14 protein-coding genes are annotated in these 14,172 nt (G+C 72.3%); 12 read left to right on the top strand and 2 right to left on the bottom strand.

Annotated features, from left to right (window positions below; all coding sequences use genetic code 11):
• Positions 1–278 precede the first annotated feature (278 nt).
• The 3 genes from ACZ4MH_RS08505 to ACZ4MH_RS08495 all read left to right on the top strand — a co-directional run bounded on the left by ACZ4MH_RS08505 (position 279) and on the right by ACZ4MH_RS08495 (position 2,307).
• Positions 279–467 carry a hypothetical protein gene (locus ACZ4MH_RS08505; RefSeq protein ID WP_351599017.1) on the top strand — a complete coding sequence of 63 codons (189 nt, stop codon included), beginning with the start codon at positions 279–281 and terminating at the stop codon, positions 465–467.
• Between the two features lie 47 nt (positions 468–514).
• On the top strand, positions 515–1,177 hold the full coding sequence (locus ACZ4MH_RS08500) for a hypothetical protein (protein WP_351599019.1): 663 nt from the start codon (positions 515–517) through the stop codon (positions 1,175–1,177).
• 110 nt (positions 1,178–1,287) lie between these two features.
• Positions 1,288–2,307: a DUF5954 family protein gene (locus tag ACZ4MH_RS08495; protein WP_351599021.1), complete on the top strand. Its 1,020-nt coding sequence runs from the start codon at positions 1,288–1,290 to the stop codon at positions 2,305–2,307.
• A gap of 74 nt (positions 2,308–2,381) precedes the next feature.
• Here the strand turns inward: ACZ4MH_RS08495 and ACZ4MH_RS08490 are convergent, their stop codons facing one another.
• Positions 2,382–4,025: a flavin monoamine oxidase family protein gene (locus ACZ4MH_RS08490; protein ID WP_351599023.1), complete on the bottom strand. Its 1,644-nt coding sequence runs from the start codon at positions 4,023–4,025 to the stop codon at positions 2,382–2,384.
• 18 nt (positions 4,026–4,043) lie between these two features.
• Positions 4,044–4,682 (bottom strand): N-acetylmuramoyl-L-alanine amidase, encoded by a 639-nt coding sequence (locus ACZ4MH_RS08485; RefSeq protein WP_467754417.1) that lies wholly within the window; start codon positions 4,680–4,682, stop codon positions 4,044–4,046.
• 414 nt (positions 4,683–5,096) lie between these two features.
• On the opposite strand from ACZ4MH_RS08485, the gene ACZ4MH_RS08480 reads away from it, so the two are divergent.
• From ACZ4MH_RS08480 to ACZ4MH_RS08440, 9 genes are all read left to right on the top strand, one after another.
• Positions 5,097–6,440, top strand: a complete 1,344-nt coding sequence (locus tag ACZ4MH_RS08480; protein ID WP_351599027.1) for a cation:proton antiporter — start codon at positions 5,097–5,099, stop codon at positions 6,438–6,440.
• Positions 6,441–6,507: 67 nt separating this feature from the next.
• Entirely contained in the window at positions 6,508–7,002 is a 495-nt protein-coding gene (locus ACZ4MH_RS08475) for a hypothetical protein (RefSeq protein ID WP_351599029.1), read from the top strand.
• On the top strand, positions 6,986–7,948 hold the full coding sequence (locus ACZ4MH_RS08470; RefSeq protein ID WP_351599031.1) for a bifunctional lysylphosphatidylglycerol flippase/synthetase MprF: 963 nt from the start codon (positions 6,986–6,988) through the stop codon (positions 7,946–7,948). Before ACZ4MH_RS08475 ends, ACZ4MH_RS08470 begins: the two co-directional genes overlap by 17 nt.
• A 64-nt stretch (positions 7,949–8,012) precedes the next feature.
• On the top strand, positions 8,013–9,146 hold the full coding sequence (locus ACZ4MH_RS08465) for an acyl-CoA dehydrogenase family protein (protein ID WP_351599033.1): 1,134 nt from the start codon (positions 8,013–8,015) through the stop codon (positions 9,144–9,146).
• Positions 9,147–9,217: 71 nt separating this feature from the next.
• Positions 9,218–10,345, top strand: a complete 1,128-nt coding sequence (locus ACZ4MH_RS08460; RefSeq protein WP_351599035.1) for an SDR family oxidoreductase — start codon at positions 9,218–9,220, stop codon at positions 10,343–10,345.
• Positions 10,342–11,637 carry an aspartate aminotransferase family protein gene (locus tag ACZ4MH_RS08455; protein ID WP_351599037.1) on the top strand — a complete coding sequence of 432 codons (1,296 nt, stop codon included), beginning with the start codon at positions 10,342–10,344 and terminating at the stop codon, positions 11,635–11,637. Before ACZ4MH_RS08460 ends, ACZ4MH_RS08455 begins: the two co-directional genes overlap by 4 nt.
• Positions 11,638–11,668: 31 nt before the next feature.
• Complete coding sequence (locus tag ACZ4MH_RS08450) at positions 11,669–12,136, top strand: type II toxin-antitoxin system RatA family toxin (protein WP_351599039.1); 468 nt, start codon at positions 11,669–11,671, stop codon at positions 12,134–12,136.
• Positions 12,108–12,734 carry a flavin reductase family protein gene (locus ACZ4MH_RS08445; RefSeq protein WP_351599041.1) on the top strand — a complete coding sequence of 209 codons (627 nt, stop codon included), beginning with the start codon at positions 12,108–12,110 and terminating at the stop codon, positions 12,732–12,734. Before ACZ4MH_RS08450 ends, ACZ4MH_RS08445 begins: the two co-directional genes overlap by 29 nt.
• Complete coding sequence (locus ACZ4MH_RS08440; protein WP_351599043.1) at positions 12,731–14,074, top strand: NAD(P)/FAD-dependent oxidoreductase; 1,344 nt, start codon at positions 12,731–12,733, stop codon at positions 14,072–14,074. The genes ACZ4MH_RS08445 and ACZ4MH_RS08440 overlap by 4 nt, the downstream gene beginning before the upstream one ends.
• The last annotated feature ends 98 nt before the right edge of the window (positions 14,075–14,172 follow it).

Below are 14,172 nucleotides of genomic sequence, written 5' to 3'. Positions count from 1 at the left end.
CGGACCTGCATCCGAACGGGTGACGGCCACGGATTTCCTTCTCCTCCCGCGCGCTGCTGCGGGAGGCGGCGGCTGGCTGGAGTCGGAGCCGGCGGTGTGGTGCGTATGGGCTGGATGTGGCACGCGGGGAACGACGGTCATATTCTGTAGGCCAGTTGGGGGCGGAGCCTGATCGGATCGGCCCTCTTTTGCGCTGGGCCGGCAACGCTTGACCGCGCGCTCGCATGTTCGCGTCGGCCGGCCGGGGTCGGCTCCGTCCTCACTTCCTGGAGACCAGCATGGCGCTGACCACCGGTCAGAAGGTAGCGATCGCCGTCGGCAGCATTGGCGCGGCAGGGGCGATCATCGCCGCGACGATCACCGTCGTGGGCGGCGACTCCGGCAATGACTACCGCTGCAACAACTCGGCGACGTGCGGGAACAACAACAAGGTGTCCACGTCGGACGACGGCGACGAGAAGCCGTGAGGGCAATGGTGCCGGTACCCGTTATGGACACGGAAGGAAACCCTGCTTTGTCCCGTCGCCCCTGGTGTCATCACACCGTCCGCGTCGCCTCAGGGGTCGTTCTCCTCCTCGCCGCCATGACCGGCTGCGCGGGCCAGACCACCCAGTGCAACGAGGGCGCGGTGTGCGGCAATGACAACGCCGTCGAGCACCACCCGACGCAGTCCACCACGCGCGCGTCCAGCTCCGCGCCGGCCTCCCCCTCGTCGGGCGGTGCGTCCGCCGAGTCGGCCGTCGGCCCGCCGGCCGCCGGCCCGGCAACGGCCTCGTCCGCGCCGTCGGAGAAGCGCTCCGCCGCGGACGAGTGCACGAGCTGGCGCGCGATCGACGCCGTACCGGGCGTCGAGGCCCGGCCCTGCTGGCGGCGCGATGGCGACAAGGTCTACCTGGTCGCCCAGTGGCGCTCGGACAGGCAGACACACATCGATGTGTACCTCTGGCTGAAGGACGCGGCCGGCGACCGGGTCGTCTACGCGAACGGTAAGGAGCCGTGGTCCTGGTCCCGGCTGAACACCGCGGACACCTCCCGCTGCCAGTATCCGGTGGGCGTCGCCCTGAAGCCCGGCACCACATACAACGTCAGCCTGTCCGTCAAGCCGCATCCATCCGATCCGCCGTACATCAGCAACCCCGCCGTGGACGGCTTCCAGATGAAGCTCGAGTACACGTGAACTCGACTGCGCGCTAAGGCATTCGCAAGCACGTACGGCCCATGCCACCACCGGGTCACCTCTGTGGATCAGGACCGGTCCGCCGCATTGCGGCAGCACAAAATGTGCGCATGAAAGAGGACTGGAAGCAGCAGATCGACCGGCTCCACGCTGATCTGGTGCGCCGGGACGACCCGGTTGCCTGGGTGAACGAGGCCGATGCCGTACAGGCGTCCTGCCGCTATCCGCACATCGCCGTCCGCGGGGCGCTCTTCGGTATCGCCACCCAGGACTCCGCGTCCGGTACCGAATGGCGGCTGCGGGGGCCGATGGCGGACGGCACGCCCCAGCAGGCCAGGGACGGGCTCAACTCGAAGCTGTGGTTCAGGGCTCTGGAAGACACCGATGACCCGGCCGTCCGCCGTGAGCTGCTGAAGGCGGTGGCCGTCCTCGAACGCGAGCGGGTCGACGAGTTGGAGGTACTGGGCGTGCGCTACCGGGTGGTGCGCGCCGACGAGTTCGCCCGGAGCGGCGAGGACGGGCTGGAGCCGCCGCGGCCGACGGACACCGAGCCCGCCGATCGGTCCTGGACCGGCCCGCACAAGCCGCCCTCACGCGATGACGGCCACGTCCTCGACCCCGGCCGTAAGGACGGCCTCATGGCCGGTGCCCTGAAACTGGGCCTGCGGGACTTCGCGTACGCCGGAGCCAGGTACCCCGCCGACGTGCGTGAGGACTCCGAGCGGGCGGCGACCACCCACCCGGACATCGCCCTGCTGCCCGTCGGCTTCGGCATCGCCGAACGGGTCGGGAAGGGCTGGCGGCCGCGCGGCTCGCTCATGCCGACGCCGCACGACGCACGCCGGCTGCTCCACGACGCGCTGACCGATGTCTGGCCGCGCCTCTACGAGCTCGGGGACGATGAGCGAGCCCGGTACGCGCGGGCCGCCGAGCGGTTCAAGGCCACCGGGCGGGACAACGAACTGCGGGTGGGCGACAGGCTGTTCAGGGTCTGCCGCATCGAGCGGTTGGTCAGGTGGGGGCCGGACGGGCCGGAACCGCCCCGCCCCTCGGACCAGGCCAACGACTACGAACCCATGAAGATCCACCCCACGATGGACGACGACGGCACCGTTCATCACGACCGCTGATCGTCCGGCCGCTCGCGCGCACGCTTCCTCACCTGCCGGGCCTTCCCAAGCAGTCCTCACTTGACCAGCAGTCCTCACTTGCCGGGCCTTCCCGTCGCAGGCCGTACCCCCATTCCGTACGCCACCCGGCAGGCGGATTCCAGGGCGCCCTCGATCCAGGCGCGGTAGTGGGTGCTGGTCTGGTCGCCGGCGAACCAGAGGCGGCCGTCGGCTTCCGGGGTGCGGGTGTGGGGGCCCAGTTCGACGGCCTGGCCGGGGGCGTAGCGGGCGGCTTCACCGCAGGCGTACTCGTTGCGGGCCCAGGAGGGGGATGCCCAGCGGCCCGTGTACGAGCGCTCGACGTCCTCCCCGTACAGGTCGGTCATCAGTTTCAGTGCGTGTCCGGCGCGGGCCTTGCCCGGCATGCTGTCCCACACGGCGGCGTCGTCGGCCGAGGTGGCGGAGGCGAGGACCACACCGCCGTCGCCGGAGGGGTGGGAGGGGTAGACGGTGCGGCGCAGGGGGGTGTCGGAGAGGTCGGCGCCGCCGTCCGTTCCCCACCAGCGCTGGTCGAATTCCAGCAGGACATTGGTCGCGGCGCCGTGCCGGAGTTCCTGCATGGCGCGCCGTTTTCCGTAGGAGAGGTCGGGGGTGAAGGTGACGTAGCGGAGGGCGGGGAACGGTGCGGTGATGATGACGCGGTCGGCCTCCAGATTCTCCGGCCGGCCCGTTCCGGTCTTCTCGACCGCGAGGCGGAGCTTGGCCGGCCGGGAGTCGACGCCGGTCAGCCGCCAGCCCGGGCGCAGCGTCCCCTCGTCGAGCTTGTCGGCCAGGGCCTTGGGCAGGTGGTCCATGCCGCCGGGGATCTCCCACTGCCGCGTGTCGGGAGGGAGAGCCGTGGTGGTGAGGAGGGCGTGGGTCAGGGAGAGGGGGAGGCGTGCGGTGCCGCTCTCCAGGGTGTCCAGCAGGTCGAGTTCGCCGGCCGTCAGCCCGGCCCGGTCGGTGAGGAAGCGTTGCAGCGACCATGAGTCGTACTGGTCGAGGAAGCGCGCCCAGCCGTCCGTGCTGTCGCCCTTCACCATGGCCCGTACGGGTTCGAGGGCGTCGTCGAGCATGGCAGAGGCGGTGCGGTCGTCGGTGACGTCGAAGGTCTTGTTCAGGGTGCGCGGGTGGCGTCGGTACTGGGCGCGGGAGGCCATGGCGCCGTTGACGTGCAGGATCCGGCTCTCGTCGTCGCGGACGAACGGGCGCAGGCCCACGCCGAGATGGCGGGCGAGGCCGGTCACGAGGGTGTGGGTGCCGGGGATGCGCAGGGCGCCGGCTTCCGCGTAGGCGGCGGGGTGGTGCCAGTCGCGCAGGGTCTGGACGCGGCCGCCGATCCGGTCCGGGTGGGCGTCGATCACCCGGACCTGGTGTCCGGCCTTCTGCAGGATGTACGCCGCGGCGAGACCCGCCATGCCGGCGCCGACGATCGCGATCCGCTGCCCTCTGGGCTCGATGTGCACGTCGTCGGTGAGGAGTTGGAGGTAGGTGGGGGTGAGGATCGTGCCGTCTTCGGCGGAGCGGGTGATGTCACGGGCCGCCGACCGTACCGCGGAGTCGGCCGCGCCCCCGCCGCCACCGTGGGGAGCGGCACCGGAGGTGGTACTGGCGAGCCCGGCTGCGGCCGACGCTCCGCCGGCGACTGCCAAGGCTCCTGCGGTGGCGAGGACTTGGCGCCGGCTGACCGGAGGATTCATGACGTGAGTGTGCTCGGATTACCACCATGTGTAGTCACCTGGTGATGGTTTATCACTCTTGGTGGGGATATCTGCCCACCAGTCCACGTCGGTGAGGGTCGGACGGGAGGGCGGAGGCGGGGGTGGGGCCCCTCCTCCCCCGCCGCCACCGCCGCCGTGGGACGGCGGGGCAGGGGGTGCGGCGGCGCCGCGGATCATGGCCGCCACCCGTCGGCGGAGTTCCCGCATATCCAGGCCCCGGGGGTCGGGCTTCCCCGGCTGCCACTCCTTGTGCCCGATCAGGGAGGTGTCCCCGTCGAGACCCCAGCCGTGCGCCTTGAGCAAGGCGGCCGACGCCCGTACCATCGCGTCCACCTGCGCGGCGGGCCACGGGTCGTAACCATCCCCGAGGTTCACACACTCGAAGCCGTAGAAGCAGGGGTTGCCGTCCACCGTGGCCTCGTCGTCGGCCGGGAGCGGCTGCTCGCAGACCACGGCGCCGAGCACGTCGGGGTCGCCCAGGCCCGCGTGGTTCGTACGGCCCCAGCCCACCAGCCACACCACGCCCCGCTTGTCGATGACGGCGTGGCAGAGCGGCCCCGGCAGTCCGGGGCGGCCGTCGCGGCACAGCTCGACGGTCCGCTCGGTACCCCTGGTGCCGGTGTGGTGAAGTATCACTCCGTGTACCGGCCCCCAGCGTCCCTGCCGGTTCCGGTTGTGCGTGCGCCAGTTGCCGACCTGCTTCACGGTCAGACCTTCTGCTCTCAAAGCGCGCAGCGCCTTTGAGGCTGTCAAGGGAATCGCCACACCTCAACTCTTTCCTTATTACAGGGGAGTTCAACCGCATTACAGGGGTGTTCAGCCGCCATTTCCGGATCAGGGGTTGTTTGTCGCCCGGCGGCACCGGTCGGCCCTCGGGGGCGTGGCGGCGGTCGGTGGATGCGCCGTCTGCGCGTGCGTGCCCCTGCCGGGCGGGCGCCCGGCGTTTGGCTCCGCGCGCCGGGCGGGCAGGTGCTGGGAGGTTGCAGAGAGTGACATCGGGGGCTGTCCGGCCGTGCCGGGCTCGCCCGTCCCCACCCGAAGGAGTCGACTGTGTCGTCCGCCGCCGACCCGCTGCCCGGCCTCCTGATCGTCGTTCCGGTCGTGATCGTCGCCTGCCGGGCGGGGGCGGCGCTCTGCCGCCGCCTCGGGCAGCCGCCAGTGGTCGGCGAGCTCGCCACCGGCATCCTGCTCGGCCCGTCCCTGCTCGGCTGGTTATGGCCCGAAGGGCAGGCGTGGCTCTTCCCGCCGGCCGTCGCCCCCTACACCGGGGCCCTCGGCCAGCTCGGGCTGCTGATCTTCATGTTCCTGGTCGGCCTGGAGCTGGACCTGGGGAATCTGCGCGGGCACGGCCGTACGGCCGTCGTCGTGAGCCAGGTGAGCATCGCCCTGCCGCTGCTGCTGGGCTCCGCGCTGGCGGTCGCGATGTACTCCACGCTCGCCCCCGAGGGCACGCACCGGCTGCCGTTCATCCTGTTCATCGCCGTGGCCATGAGCATCACGGCCTTTCCCGTACTCGCCCGCATCCTCACCGACCGCGGGTTGTACGGGACGCGGCTGGGCGCCCTGGCGATGACCTCGGCGGCCATCGACGACGTCACCGCGTGGTGTCTGCTGGCGGTCGTCGTGGCCGTCACCCGCAGCGGCTCGCCGCTGGACGCGGTCACCACGGCGGCCCTGGCGGCGGTCTTCTTCGCCTTCATGCTGTACGTGGTCCGGCCGGTGCTGGCCCGGTGGGCGGCGCGGGCGGCCCGGGTGACAAAGCCCCGCCCGGCGTCCGCACGCGAACCCGCCGGTACCGCCGGCCGGGACAGTCTCGTGCTCGTCGTGCTCTTCGCCGGGCTGTGTCTGTCCGCGTTCGCCACCGACAGGATCGGGGTGCACGCGCTGTTCGGTGCGTTCGTCTTCGGTGTGATGACGCCTCGCGGCTCCCTTGAGGTCGAGCGCTGCGCGACCCGGCTGCGCGCCGTCGCCGTGCCGCTGCTGCTGCCGCTGTTCTTCGTGCACACCGGGCTGCACACCGACGTCGGCATGCTGGTCGGCGACCCGGTGCAGTGGCTGTGGGCCGGTGCCGTGCTGGCCGTCGCCGTGCTCGGCAAGTGGGGCGGCAGCGCCGTCGCGGCCCGCGCCTGCGGGCAGCGCTGGCCGGGCGCCCTGTCGCTGGGCGCGCTGATGAACTGCCGCGGCCTGACCGAACTGGTCATCCTCAACATCGGCCTGGAGCTGCATGTGATCGGCCCCGACCTGTTCACCATGCTCGTCCTGATGGCACTCACCACCACCGCGATCACCTCCCCCGCCGTGACCTGGCTGCGCCGCCGGGCACGGCCGGCCGGTGGTCCGGATCGCCCCTCCATTTATGAGGGGTTGCACACACCGGTGCGTAACCAGGAGTGAAAAGGCATTCAGTTGGGGCCGGGCGATGCCGGGCACCAGCGGCCTCCCAGCACTTCTTGGAGCGCCCATGGACGCCAAGAACAGATTCGAGACGAAAACCACCTTCGCACTCTCCAGGCTCGAATGGCTGGCCTTTCTGGCAGCGTCACTCGTGCTGGCCTACCAGCATGTTTCCGAGATTCGCTGGGGCGTGTTCGCGGGCTTTTTTCTGGCGATCGACGTCATCGGTTACATTCCCGGCGCCATCGCCTTCCGGCGCAGCGCGGACAAGCGCATCGCGCGTGGCTACTACGTCGCATACAACGTGATGCACAGCCTGGTCACGGCGGGTGTGCTGGCCGGCGCGTGGGCACTGTACGCCGGGCCGGAATGGGCGCTGCTCGCGCTGCCCATCCATCTCATGGGCGACCGGGCGCTTTTCGGGAATTCACTGAAACCCTTCGGTGTCACCTTCGAGCCGCACACCAACCCGGCCTACCGGGCGTTCAAGAAGCAGTACTCGGACACGACCGTCGGCGGCGCACGACCCCCGCTGGAGGGCACGAATGCCGTCGGTACTTGACACGCTCACCGAATACAGCGACAACCCCAGCGCTTTTCTCGCACTGAACAGCGGGAACGAATATTTCCACGACGACCGGTTCGACGGCACCTGCGCCTATCTGCGGTCCGGGCGGTACGTTTTCCAATTCGGCGGTCCGTTCGCCGCGGCGGAGCACCGGGCGCAGCTGCTCGACTCCTTCGTGGCGCACGCGGGACGACGGCTGGTCGCGGTACAACTGCAGCGGCAGGACGCCGAGTTGTACGAGAAGCACGGCTTCACGGTCAACCAGCTCGGTGCTTCGTACGCCGTCGACCTGTCCCGCTTCACACTGCGCGGCTCGCGCTTCGTCCGGCTGCGGAACAAGATCTCACGTGCCCGGCGGGCGGGTCTGGAGGTGGCCGAGGTCCGGGTCGGTGACGACTGTGCCGAGCTGGACCGGGTCGACCGCGACTGGCTGCGGGACAAGGGCCGGCACGTCAAGGAGCTGCGGTTCCTCGTCGGGCAGCGGACCGGGGACCTGCAACGGCACCGCCGGCTCTTCGTCGGCCGGATCGAGGGCGCCGCGGTCGGCTACATCAATTACTCACCGGTCTTCGGCAGCCGTCCCGGGTGGCTGCACGACCTCAGCCGGCGGCTGCCCGCAGCGCCGCCCGGCGTGATGGAGGCGCTCAACGCCACCGTCGTCGAACGCCTCACGGCCGACGGCGCCGGGTGGCTGCACTTCGGGTTCACGCCGTTCACCGGCCTGGCCGAGGAGCACGAAGTGACCGGCGCCAGCCGCACGTTCGCCCGGTTCGCGCGCTTCCTCGCGGAGCACGGGCAGGCGATCTATCCCGCGGCCTCCCAGCTCGAATACAAGGAGAAATGGGCGCCGCACGCGGTCATCCCGGAGTACATCGCCTTCAAGGGCAGGCCCCGCATCGGGGCCGTCTGGCAGCTGATGCGCGCCGCCAACGCCCTGTGAACGGACGGGCCCTGACAGGGCCCTGGCTGCTCATTCCACCCCGCACCCTGGAGGACGCACGTCCATGAGATTTCTCGAGCGTGAACGCACCACGCTGGCCAAGCTGTTGCCGGACCTGGACCCCGCCCTCCGGGAGATCCCGCTGATGGAGCTGGAGCGGCCGGGCAGCCCGGGCATCGGGCTCTTCCGGGACAGCGGCGGCCCGGGGCTCCTGGTCCCCGAGGCGCACCAGGGCCGGGGCGCCACCGCCCTGGACGCACTGCGGGTGCAGCGGGCCATCGGCAGCCGCTCGCCGTCGCTGGCCGTGGCGACCACCATGCACCACTTCTCGATGGCCACCCTGGTCGGCCTCGGCGATCTGGGCGACGGCCTGGAGTGGATGCTGATCGAAGGCGCCGCTTCGACCAACCGCATCATCGCCTCCGGCTTCGCCGAGGGGCGCCGCGGCGCCGGCATCCTCGACCCGTCGATGACCGCCACGGTGACGGAGGACGGCGTACGGCTGAACGGGGTCAAGCGCCCGTGCAGCCTGGCCCGCTCCATGGACATGCTGACCGCCAGCGTCGTCGTGCCCCGCGAGGACGGGCAGGGCGACGAGCTCGCGGTGGCGCTGGTGCCCGCCGAGAGCGAGGGGCTGAGCGTCAGCGGTTTCTGGTCCAGCGCCTTCCTGGCCGGTGCGGAGAGCGAGCAGGTCACCCTCACCGACGTACTCGTACCGCCGGATCTCCTGCTGCGGACGGCGACGCCCGCCGGAGCGCGGCTGGACGACCTCCAGACGGCCGGACTGGTCTGGTTCCAGCTGCTGATGACGGGCAGTTACCTGGGCGTCGCCAGTGCCCTGGTGGAACGAGTACTGCTCAACGACCGGGTCCCCGACCACGACCGCGTGCGGCTGCTCGTCGAGACCGAGGCCGCCATGGCCGCGGCGGAGGGCATCGCCCGCCGCGTGGACGAGGGCGATCTCGGCGAATCCGCGTTGGCCGCTGCGTTGTACACCCGGTACAGCAGCCAGGACACCATCGCCGGCATCGTGCCGCGCGCGGTCGAACTGCTCGGCGGCCTCAACTTCATGACCTCCGACGAGGTCGGCCACCTGGCCGCCTGCGCCAACGGACTGGCCCTGCACCCGCCGTCCCGCGCCCGGATGACCGGCCCACTCGCCGACTACCTCGCCGACCAGCCTCTCGTCATCGCCTGATCCACCGCCCCATCGCCTGACCCACCCACCGACACCACGACAGCCGACACCTGTCGGGAGGAATCCGACCCATGCCGCAGTACCCCTTGCCTGCCGCCGTCCCGCCCACGTCCCGCGCCGCCTCGCGCGCGCGTCCCACCCTGTTGCTCACCGGGGGCTCCGGAGTGCTCGGGCGCGCCCTGATCGACGAGCTGTCCCCCGACTTCGACCTGGTCTGCCTGCGCCGCAACCGGCCGCTGCACGATCCCCGGGTGCGCGAGATCCAGGGCGACCTGCTCGCGCCCTCCCTGGGCCTGACCCCCGTGGCGTACCACCGGCTCGCCCTCGACGTGGACCTGGTGCTGCACTCCGCCGCCGAGACCAACTGGCGCACCCCGCCCAAGGACATCGAGCGGACCAACACCCTCGGCACACAGGCCATGCTCGACCTGGCAGCGCGGGCCGACGCGCCCCTGTACCTGGTGAGCACCGCGTTCGTGGCGAGCGCGCTGACCGAGGAGGACCGGCAGCGCTTCCCGGGCGCCGCCGCCTACCTCGACTCCAAGATCACGGCCGAGCAGATGGTGCGTACCTCCGGCGTGCCCGGCGCCATCGTGCGTCCGTCGGTCGTGATGGGCGACTCCGTCACCGGGCGGATCGCCGGGCAGCAGGGCCTGACCAAGGCGATCGGGTCGATGGTGCTGGGGCAGGTGCCGGTGCTGCCCGGCGCCCCCGACGCGCGGATCGACATGGTCCCGCAGGACGTCGTCACCCGCGCCATCGGCGATCTGATCCGGGGCGGGGTGGGCAGCGGCGAGTACTGGCTGACGGCCGGCGAAGAGGCCCCGCTGCTCCGCGAAATCGCGGACACCTGCGAGGAGTTCGCCGTCCGTCGCGGGCTGCCGCGGCCCGCCCGGCCGCGGCTCGTCCCCGTCGAGGCGGTGCACCGGCTGCTGCTGCCGATGCTGGAGGGCACCTCGCTGCCCGAGTCGATGCGCCGGCGCTTCCAGTACTACGCGGAACTGCTGCTGGTCTTCCAGCGCGAGCTGCCCTTCGCCACCTCTCTGGGCGGTCCCGACTGCGGCAGCCGCCCCGCCCACGCCGACATCCGCACCGCGCTCGTCCGCAACCTGGAGAGCTGGGCCGAAGGCCGCTCCGGAGTACTGCGCCGGCATCGCGCGCGGCCGGCCGACGCGTCCCCCGCGGAGGTGGCGTCATGACCCCCTCGGCACCGGCGGCCCGGGCCCGGGAGGGCTCGCCTGCCGCGCCGCTGCCCCGCGGCTCCGACCTCGTCGAGCTGTACCGCAAGCACGTCGGCTCCGGCCGCGCGGTCATGGGCTGGGTGCTCGGCGGCATGGGCGAAGTACGGTCAGAGGGCCCCTGGGTGTATGCGGACGACGGTCGCCGGTTCCTCGACTTCGGCGGGTACGGCGTCTTCATCCTCGGGCACCGGCACCCGGCCGTCGTCGAGGCCGTGCACCGCCAGATCGACACCCACCCGCTCTCGACCCGGGTCTTCCTCGAACCGGTCGGGGCGCGCGCCGCCCAGGCCCTGGCCGCGCACACGCCGCCGGGGCTCGACTACGTCCACTTCGTCAACTCCGGCGCCGAGGCCACCGAGGCCGCCCTCAAGCTGGCCCGCGCGCACGGACGCAACGCGATCATCACCACCCGGCACGGCTTCCACGGCAAGACGCTCGGCGCGCTCAGCGTCACAGCCAACCCCAAGTACCAGGCGCCGTTCGAACCGCTGCTCCCGGACACCACGCAGGTCACCCACGGCGACCCGGCCGACCTCAAGCAGGCGCTGGCCGCCCGCCGCGACCGGGCGTGCGTCATCCTGGAACCGGTGCAGGGCGAGGCCGGCGTGCGCATCCCGGAGCCCGGCTACCTGACCGAAGTGGCCGCGCTGTGCCGTGAGTTCGGCGCGCTGCTCGTCGTGGACGAGATCCAGACGGGGCTGGGACGGCTCGGTACGTGGTGGGGCGTGGACGCCGAGGACGTCCGCCCGGACGTGCTCCTGGTGGGCAAGGGGCTCAGCGGCGGGGTGGTGCCGATCGCCGCGATGGCCGCCACGGAGGAGGCGTACGCCCCGTTCGGCCGCGACCCGTTCCTGCACACCTCCACCTTCGGCGCCTCCCCGATCGCCTGCGCCGCCGCGCTCGCCACCGTCGAGACGATGGAGCGGGAGCAGATCGTGGCGCGCGCCGCGACGCTCGGCGAGCGCATCCTCGCCGGGGTCCGTGCCGCGTGCGCCCCTCATCAGGGCGGCCTGGTCCGTGAGGTACGCGGCAAGGGCCTGCTGATCGGCATCGAGTTCGCCGAGGAGCGGGCGGTCGGCGAACTCCTGCTGGAACTGATCGCGCACGACGTGCTCGTCAACCACTCCCTCAACTCCAACCGGGTGCTGCGGCTGACCCCGCCGGCGCTCGTCGACGGCGCCGCTCTCGACCTGTTCTTCACCGCCCTCGCCGAGGCCCTGAACACCGCAGCGGCCCGGATGGCCGGCTGATCTCCCGTACGGAAAGGAACGCGATACACCCATGCGCCATGTATCCCTGCACGCGCTCGCCCGCGGCCTGGCACCGGCCGACGCCTACCACAGGATCACCGATTTCCGCCGGTACCCCGAACTCACCGACACCGTACGGGAGGTCAACGTGGGGCCCCCGCTGCCCGACGGCTCGGTGGTCTCGGAATGGGTCGTCTCCTTCCGCGGCGGTCTGATGAGGTGGCAGGAGCGGGACACGTTCTCGCCGAAGACGCTCACCCTCACCTTCGAGCAGACCGAGGGCGACTTCCAGACCTTCGAAGGGAGTTGGCGTTGTGCTGCCTCCGACGACGGCACCCTGATCGTCTTCACCGCCTCCTTCGACCTCGGCATCCCGACCCTGGCGGAGATCCTCGACCCGGTGGCCGAGTCCACGTTGCGTACCAACATCGCCCGCATCCTCGCGGGCCTGGTCGACGCGGAGGTGCTCGATGACTGCGCGGCTGCGGCCCGTGGCTGAGCAGGCGGCGACCGCCGCCCCCGCACGCGTGCCGCGGCCCTGGGCGGGCGACGACGAACCGGCCGGTGCGCGGTGGGACCCGCTGCGCGAGGAGCCCGGCCCCGGTGCCGCCCGCTGCCTGGCCCTGTACGCCAAGCTGGCCTCCGGGGTGACCGTCGTGACGGCCAGGGGCGAGGACGGCCCGCTCGGCATGACCGTCTCGGCCGCCACTTCGGTGTCGGCCCGGCCACCGCTGCTGCTGGCCTGCCTGCGCGACGGCTCCCGTACGCTCGGCGCGGTCCGCGCCTTCGGCGCCTTCGCGGTCCACCTGCTGCGGGAGGAACAGCGCGACCTGGCGGCCCGGTTCGCGAGCCCGACGACTCCGGCGGCGCAGCGGTTCGCCGGTACGGACACCTGTGACGTGCTCGGTGTCCCGGTGTTCACCAAGTCCCTGGCCTGGTCGGTGTGTCTGGTGGAGGACGTGCGCCGGTACGGCGACCACCACCTGGTCGTCGGGCGGGTGGCGGCCGTGCACGTGGGCGCGGGGCGGCCGCTGCTCTGGCACGACCGGGGGTTCCGGTCCCTCGCCGGGGCGCCCGCGGCGGACGGCGCCGGGTGAGCCGGCCGCCGGCCGGTACGCCCTGCTGGGAGCCGGCGGACCGCGGAGCGCCGGGCACCGAGCTGCCACCACTCCCCCGGCTCCGCGGCGTGGTCACGGCGGACGTGGCCGTGGTCGGGGCCGGTCTCGCGGGGCTGGCCTGCGCCTATCACCTCGCGGACCGGGCGCCCGGGCTCACCGTCGTCGTGGTCGACGCGGAACAGCCCGCCGCCGGGGCCAGCGGGCGGGGCACCGGTCTGCTGGGCCCGAGGGCGGGGCCGCCGGTCGATCAGGCGCTGCGCCGCTTCGGCCGGTCGACCGCACGCCGTATGCACCAGGCGAGCGTCGAAGCGGTGGATCAGGTACTGGACCTGTGCGCGCGGCTCGACGTGCAGTGCGGGCTGCGGCCCGGCGAGCAGCTCATGGCGACCCGCGCGCCCGCCGGCCTGGTGTCCCTCGCCCGGCAGGCCAAGGCGTACCGGGCGCTGGGCCTGGACGTGCCGGTGCTCACCCAGGGCGCGATCCGCGCCCGGGTGGGCGTGGCTTACAGCGCGGGGCTGCTCCACCGCCCCGCGGCCACGCTCGACCCGGCCGCGCTGACCCGCGCCCTCGCCCGCGCCTGCGCCGCCAAGGGCGTGCGGTTCTACGGGGACAGTCCGCTGCGGTCGGCGCGCGCCGGGGACCTGATCGGCCCCGAGCTGCTCTTCCCGCACGGCAGCGTGCACGCCGGGCAGGCGGTACTGGCCGTCAACTCCGCCGCGGGGGCGCTGGACCTGCCGGTCGGCACGGTCCTCCCGCTGGAGGTGTACGCCGTCGCCACCGCTCCCCTGAGCCCGACGGCGTACGAAACGCTGGGCGGCCGTGCGGGGTGCTCGGTGGTGGACGCGGTACCGATGGCGCCGTACTTCCGGCTGCTCCCGGACGGCGGGCTGGTGGCGGGCGGCGGTACGGCCCTGGCTCCGGACGGGCTCGGCGCGCGGCGGGTTCAGTCCGTCCGCGAGCGGGCCTGGGCCTGGCTGGAGCGGTGGGTGGGGTCGCTGCACCCGGAGCTGTCCGGGGTGCCGGTCACCCACCGCTGGTCAGGGCGCATCGGCATGACCGGGGACGGCCTGCCGGTGGTCGGCCGGGTCCCCGGCTGCCCCGACGTCTGGTACATCGGCGGCTGCTGCGGGCACGGCCTGGCGCTGTCCGTGGCGCACGGCGCGTACGTGGCCGGGGCCCTGCTCGGCGATCCGGGCCCGGGCGGACCGCTGCCGTGGCACCGGTCGAGAGCGCCGCGGCTGCCCGTCCACGGGGCCGGCCGCCCCCTGCTGCGGGCCTACGTGGACACGCTCGGCAGGGCCGCACGACGGGCGTGCTGAGCGCCGTACCGGGGCCCCCGGCCACGACGAGCGTGCTGACCACCGCCGGGGTTCGGCCCCCTCCCCCCGCATATCCAAGTCATCCCCACCCCGACAGG

The sequence above is a fragment of the Streptomyces sp. NPDC026301 genome (assembly GCF_055567935.1).
The sequence above is the reverse complement of the archived record's forward strand: the minus strand, read 5'-3'. Positions and strand labels throughout refer to the sequence as shown.

Excerpts from the sequence above, each read along its gene's own strand:
- ACZ4MH_RS08460 (WP_351599035.1), top strand. The coding sequence starts at position 9,218 with ATGCCGCAGTACCCCTTGCCTGCCGCCGTCCCGCCCACGTCCCGCGCC.
- ACZ4MH_RS08475 (WP_351599029.1), top strand. The coding sequence starts at position 6,508 with ATGGACGCCAAGAACAGATTCGAGACGAAAACCACCTTCGCACTCTCC.
- ACZ4MH_RS08470 (WP_351599031.1), top strand. The coding sequence starts at position 6,986 with ATGCCGTCGGTACTTGACACGCTCACCGAATACAGCGACAACCCCAGC.
- ACZ4MH_RS08495 (WP_351599021.1), top strand. The coding sequence starts at position 1,288 with ATGAAAGAGGACTGGAAGCAGCAGATCGACCGGCTCCACGCTGATCTG.
- ACZ4MH_RS08445 (WP_351599041.1), top strand. The coding sequence starts at position 12,108 with ATGACTGCGCGGCTGCGGCCCGTGGCTGAGCAGGCGGCGACCGCCGCC.
- ACZ4MH_RS08465 (WP_351599033.1), top strand. The coding sequence starts at position 8,013 with ATGAGATTTCTCGAGCGTGAACGCACCACGCTGGCCAAGCTGTTGCCG.
- ACZ4MH_RS08455 (WP_351599037.1), top strand. The coding sequence starts at position 10,342 with ATGACCCCCTCGGCACCGGCGGCCCGGGCCCGGGAGGGCTCGCCTGCC.
- ACZ4MH_RS08505 (WP_351599017.1), top strand. The coding sequence starts at position 279 with ATGGCGCTGACCACCGGTCAGAAGGTAGCGATCGCCGTCGGCAGCATT.
- ACZ4MH_RS08450 (WP_351599039.1), top strand. The coding sequence starts at position 11,669 with ATGCGCCATGTATCCCTGCACGCGCTCGCCCGCGGCCTGGCACCGGCC.
- ACZ4MH_RS08490 (WP_351599023.1), bottom strand. The coding sequence starts at position 4,025 with ATGAATCCTCCGGTCAGCCGGCGCCAAGTCCTCGCCACCGCAGGAGCC.